The organism is Amycolatopsis sp. NBRC 101858 (genome assembly GCF_030269325.1).
Classification (GTDB): Bacteria; Actinomycetota; Actinomycetes; order Mycobacteriales; family Pseudonocardiaceae; genus Amycolatopsis; species Amycolatopsis ponsaeliensis.
The window spans coordinates 402,731-417,051 of record NZ_BSTD01000006.1 but is presented as its reverse complement, the minus strand read 5'-3'; the positions used below and the strand labels follow the sequence as shown (position 1 = coordinate 417,051).

Sequence of the window (14,321 nt, the reverse complement as noted above, 5' to 3'; positions counted from 1 at the left end):
CATGACCGGCCGGCTCGGCATCGACGACGTCTCCCCCAGCGTGAGCTGTGGCCGCTATCCGGCCAAAGCCGTTGTGGGGGAACACATCCCGGTCACCGCGACCGTCTGGCGCGAGGGCCACGACGCCGTCGCGGCCACCGTCGCGTGGCGCGGCCCGGGCGACCGGCTGACCCGCCAGACGCGGATGGTGCCGCGCGGACCCGACCACCCCGACGAGTTCGCCGCGGTGGTCGTCCCGGACACCACCGGCACGTGGACCTACCGGATCGACGCGTGGGGCGACCCCTGGGCGACGTGGGAGCACAACGTAGAGGTGAAGGTCGCCGCCGGGCAGGGTCCCGAGGACCTCGCCAACGACCTCGAGAACGGCGCCCGGCTGCTGGAGCGCGTCTCCCGCCGCCCGGACCGCCGCGCGGAAAAGGCGCTGTTGACCGGCGCGCTGACCGCGTTGCGCAACGGAGAGCTGAGCCTCGCCGAGCGGGTCGGGCCCGCGCTCTCGCCCGAGGTCCGCCAGCTCATGCACGAGTTCCCGGTGCGGGAACTGATCACCAAGGGCAAGCCGCACAAGCTGTGGGTCGACCGCCGCCGGGCCGCGTACGGCTCCTGGTACGAGCTGTTCCCCCGCTCCACCGGCGGGCTCGACGCCGAGGGCAAGGCGGTCCACGGCACCTTCACCACCGCCTCGGCCGCGCTCGACCGGGTCGCGAAGATGGGCTTCGACGTCGTCTACCTGCCGCCGATCCACCCGATCGGCCGCGTGAACCGCAAGGGCCCCAACAACACCCTCGACGCCAAGCCCGACGACGTCGGCTCGCCGTGGGCCATCGGCGCCGACGAGGGCGGGCACGACGCCATCCACCCGGACCTCGGCACCTTTGACGACTTCGACGCCTTCGTCGCCCGCTCGGAGGAGCTGGGCATGGAGGTGGCGCTGGACTTCGCGCTGCAGGCCGCGCCGGACCACCCGTGGGTGCTCAAGAACCAGGAGTTCTTCACCACCCGCCCGGACGGCTCGATCGCCTACGCCGAGAACCCGCCGAAGAAGTACCAGGACATCTACCCGATCAACTTCGACAACGACCCCAAGGGCGTCTACGAGGAGATGCTGCGGGTCATCCTGGTCTGGGTCGAGCACGGGGTGAAGATCTTCCGGGTCGACAACCCGCACACCAAGCCGCCGGACTTCTGGGCCTGGCTGATCCAGTCGGTGAAGGACGCCCACCCGGACGTCCTGTTCCTGGCCGAGGCGTTCACCCGCCCGGCGCGGCTGTGGGGCCTGGCCCGGCTCGGCTTCACCCAGAGCTACACGTACTTCACGTGGCGGACCGGCAAGCAGGAACTGATCGACTTCGCCATCGACCTGCGCGAGCACTGGAACGAGGGCCGGCCGAACCTGTTCGTCAACACCCCGGACATCCTCCACGAGTCGCTGCAGCGCGGCGGGCCCGGCATGTTCGCGCTGCGGGCCGCGCTGGCCGCGACGATCTCGCCGACGTGGGGTGTCTACTCGGGGTACGAGCTGTTCGAGCACGTCCCGGTCCGCGAGGGCAGCGAGGAGTACCTCGACTCCGAGAAGTACCAGCTGCGCCCGCGCGACTTCGAGCGCGCGCTCGCCGAGGGCCGGTCGCTGGAGCCGTGGATCGCGAAGCTGAACGCCGTCCGGCGCGCGCACCCGGCGCTGCAGCAGATGCGCACCCTGCACTTCCACCACGTCGACAACGACGCGCTGCTGGCGTACTCCAAACAGGACCCGGCCACCGGCGACACCGTGGTCACGGTCGTCACGCTCGATCCGTACGCGCCGCAGGAAGGCACGCTGTGGCTCGACACGGCGGCCCTCGGGTTCGAGGCGCACGAGCGGCTGATCGCCCACGACGAGGTCACCGGCGACACCTGGGACTGGGGCCCGGCGAACTTCGTGCGGCTCGAGCCCTGGCGGGCCGTGGCGCACGTGGTGTCGCTCCGGCGGCGGCTGGCCGGTTAGCAGGGGAAGGAAGAACGAATCGAGGACTGAGGTGGAACACATGGCGGAGGAAGCCCGCCCCGACGCGGCGCTCGGGCTGGAAGGCGTGCCGCACACCGGTGAGGCGATGACCGCCGACGGCATGCTCGTCGAGCCCCAGGCCGGCGACTTCCGCTCGGCCCAGCAGGCGCCGAGCAACCCGGAGTGGTTCAAGGGCGCGGTGTTCTACGAGGTGCTGGTGCGCGCCTTCGCCGACTCGAACGGCGACGGCACCGGCGACCTGCGTGGCCTGGCCGGTCGGCTCGATTACCTGGCCTGGCTCGGCATCGACTGCCTCTGGCTGCCGCCGTTCTACGCGTCGCCGCTGCGCGACGGCGGGTACGACATCAGCGACTTCCGGGCCGTGCTGCCGGAGTTCGGCAGCGTCGAGGACTTCGTGTTCCTGCTGAACGAGGCGCACCGGCGCGGCATCCGGGTGATCACCGACCTGGTGCTCAACCACACCTCGGACGCGCACCCGTGGTTCCAGCAGTCCCGCCAGGACCCCGACGGCCCGTACGGCGACTACTACGTGTGGAGCGACGACGACTCCCGCTACGCCGACGCGCGGATCATCTTCGTCGACACCGAGACGTCGAACTGGACGTACGACCCGGTCCGCGGCCAGTTCTACTGGCACCGGTTCTTCTCCCACCAGCCCGACCTGAACTTCGAGAACGTCGACGTCCAGGACGCGATGATCGACACCCTGCGGTTCTGGCTGGACCTGGGGATCGACGGGTTCCGCCTCGACGCCGTGCCGTACCTGTTCGAGCAGGAGGGCACCAACTGCGAGAACCTGCCGCGCACGCACGAGTTCCTCAAGCGCTGCCGCAAGGTCGTCGACGACGAGTACCCCGGGCGGATCCTGCTCGCCGAGGCGAACCAGTGGCCCTCGGACGTCGTCGAGTACTTCGGCGACCCGGCGGTGGGCGGCGACGAGTGCCACATGGCGTTCCACTTCCCGCTGATGCCGCGGATCTTCATGGCCGTGCGCCGCGAGTCGCGGTTCCCGATCTCGGAGATCATGACCCAGACCCCGGAGATCCCCAGCGGCAGCCAGTGGGGCATCTTCCTGCGCAACCACGACGAGCTGACCCTCGAGATGGTCACCGACGACGAGCGCGACTACATGTACGCGGAGTACGCCAAGGACCCGCGGATGAAGGCCAACATCGGCATCCGCCGGCGCCTGGCCCCGCTGCTGGACAACGACCGGAACCAGCAGGAGCTCTTCACCGCGATGCTGCTGTCCCTGCCGGGCTCGCCCGTTCTGTACTACGGTGACGAGATCGGCATGGGAGACAACATCTGGCTCGGCGACCGCGACGCGGTCCGCACCCCCATGCAGTGGACCCCGGACCGCAACGCCGGGTTCTCCTCCTGCGACCCCGGCCGGATCTACCTGCCGGTGATCATGGACCCGGTGTACGGCTACCAGGGCCTGAACGTCGAGGCGCAGTCGAACAACGCGTCCTCGCTGCTGAACTGGACCCGGCGGATGATCGAGGTGCGCAAGGAGCACCACGCGTTCGCCGAGGGCGAGTTCGTCGACCTCGGCGGGTCGAACCCGAGCGTGCTGGCGTACAAGCGCCAGTGGCGGCGCCCGGACGGCGGCGAGGACGTCGTGCTCTGCGTGAACAATCTGTCCCGGTTCCCGCAGCCGGTGGAGCTGGACCTGTCCGCGCACCGCGGGTGCACGCCGGTGGAGCTCACCGGTGGCGTGCGGTTCCCCAGCATCGGGGACCTGTCGTACCTGCTGACGCTGCCGGGGCACGGCTTCTACTGGTTCCAGCTGACGAGCCCGGGAGACGAAGGCGAAACGAGGTGAGTCCCTTGTCCGACCCGCGCGAGCTGGTCGACGACCTGACCGACGACCTGAAGCGCTGGCTGCCGGAGCAGCGCTGGTTCGCCGGCAAGGACCGGCCGGTGACCGGTGTCCGGCCGCTCGGCGTGACCGAGCTGGTCGTCGGCGACCCCCAGCTGCTGCACGTGGTCGTCGAGGTCGTCCAGGACGACCGGCGCGAGCCGTACCAGCTGCTCGTCGGCCGGCGGACGCACCCACCGGAGATCTCGTCCACCAGCTGGATCGGTGCCGTCGGCGACCTCAACGCCTACGAGGCGTCGGGTGACCTCGACGTCACCGGCGTGCTGCTGGACCTGATGGCGCGGGAGGACACCGTGGGTTCGCTCGTCTTCGAGCACGAGCCCGGCGTCGAGCTGGACACCGGCCTGCGGGCGCGGCCGATCACCTCGGAGCAGAGCAACACGTCCCTGGTCTACGGCGGGCAGTACATCCTCAAGCTGTTCCGGAAGCTGACGCCGGGCAAGAACAAGGACCTGCTGCTGCACCGGGCCCTGCAGGGCGTCGGCAGCAAGCACATCGCGCAGGTGCTCGGCTCGATCACCGGCGACCTCGACGGCGAGCCGACCACGGTCGGCATGCTCCAGCAGTTCGTCGCGGACGCGGTCGACGGCTGGGCGATGGCCACCACCAGCGTCCGCGACCTGATGGCCGCGCCGGAGCTGCACGCCGAGGAGGTCGGCGGCGACTTCGCCGGCGAGGCCGAGCGGCTCGGGCGGGCGGTGGCCGAGGTGCACGCGGACCTGGCCGAGGCCCTCGGCACCGAGCCGGTCGACGCCGACGAGCTGGAGCGCTCGATGAAGGCGATGCTCGACCGGCTCGACACGGTGGCCGGGCAGGTGCCGGAGCTGGCCGCGCACGCCCCGGGGCTGCGGACGGCGTTCGAGACGCTGCGCACGCTGCCCGCCGACTCCGTGACCATGCAGTACATCCACGGTGACCTGCACCTCGGCCAGGTGCTGCGGACGGTCACCGGCTGGCTGCTGATCGACTTCGAGGGCGAGCCGGCGGCTCCGGTGGAGGAGCGCCACGCGCTGCGCTCGCCGTTGCGCGACGTGGCGGGCATGCTGAGGTCGTTCGACTACGCGGCCCAGCAGATGCTGGTCGGGCAGCCGGACGAACCGGCGCTGGCCCAGCGGGCCATGGAGTGGTCGCAGCGCAACCGGGCGGCGTTCTGCGAGGGCTACGCCGCGGTCGCGGCGGACCCGCGCGACCAGGGCGAGCTGCTGCGCGCCTTCGAACTGGACAAGGCGGTCTACGAAGTGAGCTACGAACACGCGAACCGGCCCGACTGGCTGGGCGTGCCGCTCGCCTCGATCGCCCGGATCACCGATGGAGAGGGATGACGCCGTGAACGCGGTTCCGGAAGGCCTCCCGGCCGCGGCCCCGGCGGCCGCGGACATCGACCGGCTGCTCGCCGGCTCGCACCACGACCCGCACTCGGTGCTGGGCGTGCACGCGGTCGGCAAGGGCTTCGCGGCCCGGGCGCTGCTGCCCGGCGCCAAGGCCGTCGCCCTGGTCACCGGCGAGGACCGGTACCCGATGGAGCCGGTCATCGACGCCCTGTTCGCCGTCGCGGTGCCTGAGCACCCCGGCGACTACCGGCTGGAGATCGACTACGACGGGCACTCCGTCACCGCCGACGACCCGTACCGCTGGCTGCCCACGGTCGGCGAGCTGGACCTGCACCTGATCGGCGAGGGCCGGCACGAGAGGCTCTGGGAGGTGCTCGGCGCGCACGTCCGGTCGTACGAGACGCCGGGCGGCGACGTCGCCGGGACTTCGTTCGCGGTCTGGGCCCCGAACGCCCGCGGCATCCGCGTGATCGGCGACTTCAACGGCTGGGACGGGCGCGGGCACGCGATGCGCTCGCTCGGCTCGTCGGGCGTCTGGGAGCTGTTCGTGCCGGGGGTCGGCGCCGGCTCCTGCTACAAGTTCCGGATCCTCGGCGCCGACGGGAACTGGCACGAGAAGGCCGACCCGATGGCGTTCGGCACGGAGCAGCCGCCCGCGACGGCGTCGGTCGTGACGACGTCCGGGCACGTGTGGGACGACGACGGGTGGGTCGCCCAGCGCGAGGCGACCGAGTGGGCCGCGGCGCCGATGAGCGTCTACGAGGTCCACCTCGGCTCGTGGCGGCCGGGGCTCGGCTACCGGGAGCTGGCCGACCAGCTCGGCGACTACCTGGTCGAAACCGGGTTCACGCACGTCGAGCTGCTGCCGGTGTCGGAGCACCCGTTCGGCGGCTCGTGGGGCTACCAGGTGACGTCGTACTACGCGCCGACGTCCCGCTTCGGCTCGCCCGACGACTTCCGCTACTTCGTCGACCGCCTGCACCAGCGGGGGATCGGCGTGCTCGTGGACTGGGTGCCCGCCCACTTCCCGAAGGACAGCTGGGCGCTGGCGAAGTTCGACGGCACCGCGCTGTACGAGCACGCGGACCCGCGCCGCGGCGAGCAGCCCGACTGGGGCACGCTCGTGTTCGACTTCGGCCGCAACGAGGTCCGCAACTTCCTCGTCGCCAACGCGCTGTACTGGATCGAGGAGTTCCACCTCGACGGCCTGCGCGTCGACGCCGTCGCCTCGATGCTCTACCTCGACTACTCCCGCAAGGACGGGGAGTGGCTGCCGAACCAGTACGGCGGCCGCGAAAACCTGGACGCGGTGAAGTTCCTGCAGGAGCTGAACGCGACCGTCTACAAGCGACACCCGGGTGTCGTGATGGTGGCCGAGGAGTCCACGGCGTGGCCGGGCGTCACGCGCCCGACGCACCTGGGCGGGCTCGGGTTCGGCTTCAAGTGGAACATGGGCTGGATGCACGACACGCTCCGGTACCTGTCGCACGAGCCGATCCACCGCGCGTACCACCACAACGAGATGACGTTCTCGCTCGTGTACGCGTGGAGCGAGAACTTCGTGCTGCCCCTTTCGCACGACGAAGTGGTGCACGGCAAGGGATCCCTGTGGGGCCGCATGCCGGGCGACGCCTGGAACAAGGCGGCCGGGCTGCGGTCGCTGCTGGCGTTCATGTGGGCGCACCCGGGCAAGCAGCTGCTGTTCATGGGCGGCGAGTTCGGGCAGCCCGCGGAGTGGTCGGAGCAGCGGTCGCTGGACTGGCACCTGCTGGACGAGCCGCTGCACCGCGGCGTCCAGGACCTCCTGCGGTCGCTGAACTCGGTGTACCGGTCGTCGCCGGCGTTGTTCAGCCAGGACACGTCACCGGACGGCTTCCGCTGGATCGACGCGAACGACTCGGGCGGCAACGTGCTGAGCTTCCTGCGCATCGGCACCGACGGTTCCCGGCTGGCGTGCGTGGCGAACTTCGCGGGCGTGCCGCACCACGACTACCGGGTCGGCCTGCCGTCGGCGGGCCGCTGGCGCGAGGTGGTCAACACGGACGCGGAGGCCTACGGCGGCTCGGGCGTCGGCAACCTCGGCGCGGTGGAGGCGACGGAGGAGCCGTGGCACGGCCAGCCGGCCTCGGCCGTCCTCCAGCTCCCCCCGGCCGGCGTCCTCTGGCTCACCGAAGAGACCCCCGCGGACCCCGACCTGACGTGACCAAAGGGTCGACACGCGTGATCCTGAGGTCGACACGCGTGATCGAAGGGTCGACACGGCAACCAGGCTCGTGTCGACCCTCCAATCACGCGAGTTGACCCCCCAATCACGCGTGTCGACCCTTCAGTTACGCGGGGTGGGGCGAAAAAGACTGCGCCGGGTGCGCGTTGCGGGCTTACCATCGGTGCATGGCCGGCGCCGGCGGCGTCCTCGCGAACCTGATCCTGTTCGCCGTGGTCTGCATTGCTCCCACGGTGCTGTTCTGGTGCGCGCTGCGCGCCCCGAAGCTGCTTCGGCGGCTTCTCGAGAAGCGCGCGAAGCCGCAACCGGCAGGGCCGCCGATCGAGCGGGTCGCCGCCGATCTGCGGCGGGTGCACCGCCTGCTGGCCGGCTACCCGTCCGGCACCCCGGCCGCGCGGCGGTTCGGCACGCGCCAGGCGTACGACGAGCTCCTCACCCAGGCCTGCCGCCAGGTCGGCGTCCCGCACCGGCTCGCCGAGCTGCCCGAGGGCATGGACCGCGAGATCGAACGGCTGCGCGTCGAGGAGTCGCTGCGGGAGCGCGGCCTGGCCGTGCCTTGACTTGTACGGGCCGTGTACGCGCGCCGGGCACGCTGCCGGCATGCGATACCTGCTCGGCCTCGTGGCGCTGCTGCTGCTCGGCCTCCCGGCGACGGCCCACGCCGCCGCGAACTTCCCCCGGCTCGACGCGGCGACCGTCGACGGCTACCGGCTCACCGCCGGCGACACCTTCGCCACCTACGGCAGCCGGGTCGCAGCGCTGGACGCGAAACTCGCGCCGCGCGGCCTGCCGGAGATCCTCGGCTCCGCCAACCGCAAGGCCCGGCCGCTCTGCCACCCCACGTACCTCGCCACCGCGCTGAAGCCCGCCGGGTTCTGCTGGGAAGACGCGAACGACGACAAGACCAACGACTGGATCCCGCAGGGCCTCACCGGCTCCGGCGACGCCGACCCGGTGACCGGGACCGCCGGCGGCAAGCGCGTCGTGGCGACGTCGTGGCACACGCCGGGCGACACCATGGTCCGGCTGTCCTTTGTGGACGCCAGTGGCCTCGGCTACCGGCACGTCCTGCTGGTGGAACCGACGTCGGACTCGAACTTCGCGGTCGTCGCCGGGCACGGGCACGGCATGACGTGGTCGGGCGACCTGCTCTTCGTGGCGACCACCGGCGGCCTGGTCCGCGTCTTCGACACGACGCACTTCTGGAAGGTCGACGACAGCTCCGCGACCGTCGGGCTCGGCACCGACGGCAAGTACCACGCCGCCTACTACGACTACGCGCTGCCGCAGGTCGGCGCCTACTGGTACCCGGGCGGCGGCGCGTGCACCACGGCGACCGGCACGCGGCCGTGCCTGTCGACGCTTTCCTTCGACCACACCGATTCCACGTTCGTCACGGCCGAGCACGTCCCGGCGGCGGCGGGCGGCCGGATCCTGCGCTGGCCGTTCGACCCGGCTGCCGGCCGGCTGAAGACGTCGGCGGACGGGCTGGTGCACGCCGTCGAAGGCTTCTCCTCGCCGGTGTGGGGGATGCAGGGCGCGGTGGCGCGTGGCGGCTACTTCGTGCTCACCGGCGTCTGCCCGGAGTACGCCGGGGTGGCCGGCGACCACCCGTCCTGCCTGCACGGCGGGATCGGCGGCGTCTCGACGTCGAGGCTGGCCGGCCAGGCACCGGTGAACAGCCAGAACCTGTCCTACTGGCCGGCGACAGGGGAGCTGTGGCTGCTCAACGAGCAGCTGCGCGAGCGCGTCGCGGTGCACGTCCCGTGGACGGCGCTCACCGGCCGGGCCTGAACGCGGAAGAACCCCGCCACGATCGTGACGGGGTTCTTCCGTGGTACCGAAGGAAACTCAGTCCAGGTAGTCGCGCAGGACCTGGGACCGCGACGGGTGACGCAGCTTCGACATCGTCTTCGACTCGATCTGCCGGATGCGCTCCCGGGTCACCCCGTACACCTGGCCGATCTCGTCGAGCGTGCGCGGCTGGCCGTCGGTGAGGCCGAAGCGCAGCCGGACCACGCCCGCCTCGCGCTCGGACAGCGTCTGCAGCACCGACTGGAGCTGGTCCTGCAGCAGCGTGAACGACACCGCGTCCACCGCGACGACCGCTTCGGAGTCTTCGATGAAGTCACCGAGCTGCGAGTCGCCCTCGTCGCCGATGGTCTGGTCGAGCGAGATCGGCTCACGCGCGTACTGCTGGATCTCCAGGACCTTCTCCGGGGAGATGTCCATTTCCTTGGCCAGCTCTTCCGGGGTCGGCTCGCGGCCGAGGTCCTGGAGCAGTTCACGCTGTATGCGGCCGAGCTTGTTGATGACCTCGACCATGTGCACCGGGATGCGGATGGTGCGGGCCTGGTCGGCCATCGCGCGGGTGATCGCCTGGCGGATCCACCACGTGGCGTACGTCGAGAACTTGTAGCCCTTGGTGTAGTCGAACTTCTCCACCGCGCGGATCAGGCCGAGGTTGCCTTCCTGGATCAGGTCCAGGAACGCCATGCCGCGGCCGGTGTAGCGCTTGGCCAGCGACACCACGAGCCGGAGGTTCGCCTCCAGCAGGTGGTTCTTGGCGCGCTCGCCGTCACGCACGATCCACTTGAGATCGCGGCGCATCTGGGTGACGAGCTTCTCGCCCTCCTCCTCGGCGGTGCGCACGCGCTCGGCGGCGTAGAGCCCGGCCTCGATCCGCTTGGCCAGCTCCACCTCCTCCTCCGCGTTCAGCAGCGCGACCTTGCCGATCTGCTTGAGGTAGGCACGCACGGAGTCGGCCGACGCGGTGAGCTCGGCGTCCTTGCGCGCCTGACGCAGCGCCTCGGACTCCTCCTCGTCCCAGACGAAGTCCGGGTTGTCGGAGCTCTTGGCGGCCGCCGCCTTGTCGGCCGCGGCACCACGACGGCGCTGCGCCGGGGTCTCCTCGTCCGACTCCTCGTCGTCATCGTCGTCGTCGGCCGAGTCGGTGTCCGGCTCGTCGTTCACCGTTTCGTCGACGACGTCGACCTCGACCTCTTCCAGGTCCGAGAGGTCGGGCGTGTCGAGTTCGGCTTCGTCGATCTCGCCGGGACCGTCCGGGTCGCCGTCTTCGGTCTTCGCGCCCTTGGTCGCGGGCTTCTTCGCCGGAGCCTTCTTGGCCGGAGCCTTCTTCGCGGTGGTGGTCTTGCGGGCCGCAGGCTTCGCCGTCCCGGTGGCTGCCTCTTCGGCCGGCTCGCCGGCTGCGGTCGCGGTCTTCGTCCCGCCTCGGGTTGCGGTTCTTGCGGCTGCCACTTACGCCCTTTCGCAGCGGTCGATCATGACGAGCAACGGCACGGGTGCCACTGCTGCCTCACATTCGGGGAACACGCCTCGGCCTGCGGTTTTCGCCTCCGCAGCCGTGGGCCGTGTTCCATTGTAACGACGGTACGCGCATGCGTCGCGAAGCGATCACCCTCCGGCCCGTTCCGGCCCCGGAGAACGGCTCCGGATCTAGTGCTGGATGCCCTCGCTCGCGGCCGCCGCAGCACCCACGATCCCGGCGTTGTTCTGCAGCGTCGCCACCAGCACCGGAGTGCGGATGTCGAGCAGCGGCACCCATTTCTCGGCCTTCTTGCTGACCCCGCCGCCGACGATGAACAGATCCGGCCAGATCAGGTTTTCGAGCACGGTCAGATAACGGTGCACGCGCTTGGACCATTCGGGGTACGACAGGCCCTCGTTGTCCTTCACCGACGCGGCCGCGCGCTTCTCCGCGTCGTGGCCGTCGATCTCCAGGTGACCGAACTCGGTGTTCGGGACGAGCTTGCCGTCCTGGAACACCGCGCTGCCGATACCGGTGCCGAAGGTGAGCAGGGCGGTGACGCCCTTGCGCGCGACCGGGTCGCCGAAGCGGATCTCGGCCATGCCCGCCGCGTCGGCGTCGTTGAGCATCGCGACCTGGTCGACACCGACGCCGAGCCGCTTGGCGAACAGCGCGTCGGCGTCGGTGCCGATCCACTGCTTGTCGATGTTGGCCGCGGTGTGCGCGACGCCCTTCTTGACGACCGCCGGGAGCGTCACGCCGACCGGGCCGTCCCAGCCCGCCTGCGCCACGATCTCGGCGACGACGTCGGCGACCGCCGACGGCGTCGACGGCTTCGGCGTCTCGATCCGGATCCGGTCGCCGATGAGCTGCCCCTTGTCCAGGTCGACCAAGGCACCCTTGATCCCGCTGCCGCCGATGTCGATGCCGAAACCTCGGCGGGTCGCCTCCACCACGGACGTGGTCCCTTCTCGCACGATTCAGAAGCCTGCCTCGGAGACTTTAACCGGATGTGGTGACATGTCGGACGTGGGAGTTGACGAGTCGTTGCTGAAAAGCGTCGCGGTGCAGGTCGCGACGGACGCCGCCGAACTGGTCCGCGAAGCCTGGGAGGGCATGGCACGGGGCCGCTCGGTGGCCGTGGACACGAAGTCCGCGGACACCGACGTGGTGACCGCGGTGGACCACGAGTCGGAGCGGCTGGTGCGGGCCCGGCTGGCCGCGCTGCGGCCGGGGGAACCGGTGCTCGGCGAGGAGGGCGGCGGGGCCGCCGGCGACGGCGTGACCTGGGTCGTCGACCCGATCGACGGCACGGTCAACTTCCTCTACGGGCTGCCGTGGTTCGCGGTGTCGGTGGCGGCGCAGGTCGGCGGCGAGTCGGTGGCCGGCGCGGTGGTGGAGCCGGCGAGCGGCCGCGTCTGGTCGGCCGCGCGCGGGCAGGGCGCGTTCCTGGACGACCGGCGGCTGGCGGTGTCGGCACCCGCGCGGCTGGAGCTGACGCTCGTCGGGACCGGGTTCGCGTACTCGGCGCAGCGGCGGACGCGGCAGTCGCGCTTCGCGGCGGAGCTGCTGGGCCGGGTCCGGGACATCCGGCGCAACGGGGCGGCGTCGCTGGACCTGTGCGCGGTGGCGGCGGGCTGGCTCGACGCGTACGTGGAGCACGGGCTGCACCGCTGGGACTGGGCCGCCGGGGCGCTGATCGCGGCCGAGGCGGGCGCGGCGGTGCACCTGCCGGGATCGGCCCCGGAGCTGGGCGCGGACGCGACGTACGCGGCGGCGCCGTCCATCGCCGGCCCGCTGCGGAAGGTGCTGGCGGACTGCGGCGCGGCGGCGGTCTGAGGGCGGATCGCCGCAGGTCCCGAACGCGCGCCCGGGTCCCGCGGGCGGCCGGAATTGTCGGTGCCCTCCGGTAGCGTGGAGATCGGGGGCGCCCCCACGCGCGGGGGTTGCGGTGCGGGCGGGCTGGGTGCCCTTGCTCAGCAGCCGACGTCGCGGGCCGAAGCCAGCAGGGTCTGGTCGATGACCGGGGCCTTCGCACCGGCGGACTGCTCGTTCGAGCCGCCGCCCTGGTGGGCCTTGGACCAGTCGGCGAGCTGCGTGAGGATCTGGCGGGCCTCCGCGCGGGGCCGGAGGTCGCCGAAGAGCGTGCCCGTGACCAGGTCGACGCTCGCGTCCTTGCGGTTGTCCTGGACCAGCTCGGCGCACGGCACCACGAGGCTGAGCGTCCGGGCCGCGGTGATGCCGTTCTCGCCGAAGCGGATCTGGCCGCGGCACTTGGCCTCGCGGCCCTCGTAGGCGGGGTCGTTGGCCGGTTCGCCGGTGCCGGTGAAGCCGAGCTCCTTCAGCGCGGTGGTGGCGATGCCGCCCTGGCCGCGGGTGCTGGAGGCGTTGAGCACCTTCACGGCGACCTTGTCCGGCGGCACCGGCGCGCGGTCGTCGAGGGCGTTGTGGGGGAGGGTGCTGAACGTGACACCCGGCGGCGGGCTCGCGGCCGGGTCGCACTTGACCGCGGCGTCGACGTCGCCCTTGCCGACGGCCGCGTTGATCCAGACGATGATCGCGCCGAGCGCGAGCACACCGATGACGATCAGCGCCGGCAGCGGCTTGTGCTTGCGATACGGCCGCGCCCCACGGTCCCCGATGCCGTTCCCCGACGCCACCTGCCCGTCCCTTCCCGAACATCCGAACCGACCGGTGCGAACCCGGCACCGTCGTGGCCGATCAGCCTAGGCGCCGCGGCCCGCGCCCGGCGTCCCGGGTCACCCTGCCGGATTCCTCCCGCGCCGGTGGTCCGCGGACCCCGCCCGCGACCGATCCCCGTGCGGCGATCGCACCACGGCGGGGACGGGCGGGGCAAGCGGACACGGGCCGCCGGTGAAGTTCTCCACCCGCGGGCAACCCGAATGGACGACAACGCGTCTTACCTGCGGGTTCCCCCTGTCGGGTGACGATTCCCGGGCAATGTCTGACTCGTTGCAGAACCGTCGCGGGCGTGAGCTACCCTTCCCGGGCTCCGGCCGCAGGAAGAGGCGCAAAAGAAGAGACCTCGGTCACTTCGGCCGTCGGGCACAAACGAGGGCCCTGGAACGTTGACCAGCGGCACGGCGGACTCACGGGCGCATCCGGGAGTCCGGGAAAACGACTACACAAGCTGATCGCAGGGGTGAGGGACACATGGCTACCGACTACGACGCTCCGCGCCGCAGCGAAGCCGACGAGCTGGCCGAAGACTCGTTGGAGGAGCTCAAGGCCCGGCGGAACGAGAACCAGTCCGGCGTCGTCGACGTCGACGAGGACGCGACCGCCGAGAACTTCGAGCTGCCGGGTGCCGACCTCTCCGGGCTTTCCGGGGAGGACATGACCGTGAAGGTGGTGCCGAAGCAGGCGGACGAGTTCACCTGCTCCGTCTGCTTCCTGGTGCACCACCGCAGCCGGCTGGCCGAGGAGAGCGGCGGACGCCTGATCTGCCGCGACTGCGCCTGACCGCGCGGGATCTCGGACCAGGGTTCAGGGGACGAACAGACGCGACGGAGAGCCTCGAGGGATCTCTTGGGGAGGCTCGAAGCGCGCTGGGGACAAGGGGGCCGGCCGGCAGGCCGGCCCCCTTC

At 71.2% G+C, this 14,321-nt stretch carries 11 protein-coding genes; 8 read left to right on the top strand and 3 right to left on the bottom strand.

Going from position 1 to position 14,321, the window contains the following annotated elements; translation table 11 throughout:
• The first annotated feature begins 1 nt into the window (after position 1).
• From QSK39_RS41105 to QSK39_RS41080, 6 genes are all read left to right on the top strand, one after another.
• Positions 2 to 1,984 carry a maltotransferase domain-containing protein gene (locus QSK39_RS41105; RefSeq protein WP_285483217.1) on the top strand — a complete coding sequence of 661 codons (1,983 nt, stop codon included), beginning with the start codon at positions 2 to 4 and terminating at the stop codon, positions 1,982 to 1,984.
• Positions 1,985 to 2,024: 40 nt separating this feature from the next.
• Positions 2,025 to 3,833: a maltose alpha-D-glucosyltransferase gene (gene treS, locus QSK39_RS41100; protein WP_284745239.1), complete on the top strand. Its 1,809-nt coding sequence runs from the start codon at positions 2,025 to 2,027 to the stop codon at positions 3,831 to 3,833.
• A 5-nt stretch (positions 3,834 to 3,838) separates the two neighbouring features.
• Positions 3,839 to 5,212 (top strand): maltokinase N-terminal cap-like domain-containing protein, encoded by a 1,374-nt coding sequence (locus QSK39_RS41095; RefSeq protein WP_285483216.1) that lies wholly within the window; start codon positions 3,839 to 3,841, stop codon positions 5,210 to 5,212.
• 4 nt (positions 5,213 to 5,216) lie between these two features.
• Positions 5,217 to 7,424, top strand: a complete 2,208-nt coding sequence (glgB, locus tag QSK39_RS41090; protein WP_285483215.1) for a 1,4-alpha-glucan branching protein GlgB — start codon at positions 5,217 to 5,219, stop codon at positions 7,422 to 7,424.
• A gap of 188 nt (positions 7,425 to 7,612) precedes the next feature.
• Positions 7,613 to 8,005 carry a hypothetical protein gene (locus tag QSK39_RS41085; protein ID WP_284745242.1) on the top strand — a complete coding sequence of 131 codons (393 nt, stop codon included), beginning with the start codon at positions 7,613 to 7,615 and terminating at the stop codon, positions 8,003 to 8,005.
• A gap of 40 nt (positions 8,006 to 8,045) precedes the next feature.
• Positions 8,046 to 9,239 (top strand): hypothetical protein, encoded by a 1,194-nt coding sequence (locus tag QSK39_RS41080; RefSeq protein WP_285483214.1) that lies wholly within the window; start codon positions 8,046 to 8,048, stop codon positions 9,237 to 9,239.
• 57 nt (positions 9,240 to 9,296) lie between these two features.
• Here QSK39_RS41080 and QSK39_RS41075 read toward each other — a convergent pair whose 3' ends face one another.
• Both QSK39_RS41075 and ppgK read right to left on the bottom strand, forming a co-directional pair.
• Complete coding sequence (locus tag QSK39_RS41075) at positions 9,297 to 10,703, bottom strand: RNA polymerase sigma factor (RefSeq protein WP_285483213.1); 1,407 nt, start codon at positions 10,701 to 10,703, stop codon at positions 9,297 to 9,299.
• A gap of 198 nt (positions 10,704 to 10,901) precedes the next feature.
• Positions 10,902 to 11,669: a polyphosphate--glucose phosphotransferase gene (gene ppgK / locus QSK39_RS41070; protein ID WP_434056786.1), complete on the bottom strand. Its 768-nt coding sequence runs from the start codon at positions 11,667 to 11,669 to the stop codon at positions 10,902 to 10,904.
• Positions 11,670 to 11,733: 64 nt separating this feature from the next.
• Between ppgK and QSK39_RS41065 the strand changes: the two genes are divergently transcribed.
• The gene (locus QSK39_RS41065; RefSeq protein WP_285483212.1) at positions 11,734 to 12,552 is read left to right on the top strand and encodes an inositol monophosphatase family protein; all 819 of its coding nucleotides are present in this window, start codon (positions 11,734 to 11,736) and stop codon (positions 12,550 to 12,552) included.
• 137 nt (positions 12,553 to 12,689) lie between these two features.
• Here the strand turns inward: QSK39_RS41065 and cei are convergent, their stop codons facing one another.
• On the bottom strand, positions 12,690 to 13,373 hold the full coding sequence (gene cei / locus QSK39_RS41060) for an envelope integrity protein Cei (RefSeq protein ID WP_285483211.1): 684 nt from the start codon (positions 13,371 to 13,373) through the stop codon (positions 12,690 to 12,692).
• A 514-nt stretch (positions 13,374 to 13,887) separates the two neighbouring features.
• Between cei and QSK39_RS41055 the strand changes: the two genes are divergently transcribed.
• Positions 13,888 to 14,196 (top strand): DUF4193 domain-containing protein, encoded by a 309-nt coding sequence (locus tag QSK39_RS41055; RefSeq protein ID WP_086676737.1) that lies wholly within the window; start codon positions 13,888 to 13,890, stop codon positions 14,194 to 14,196.
• Positions 14,197 to 14,321: the final 125 nt, after the last annotated feature.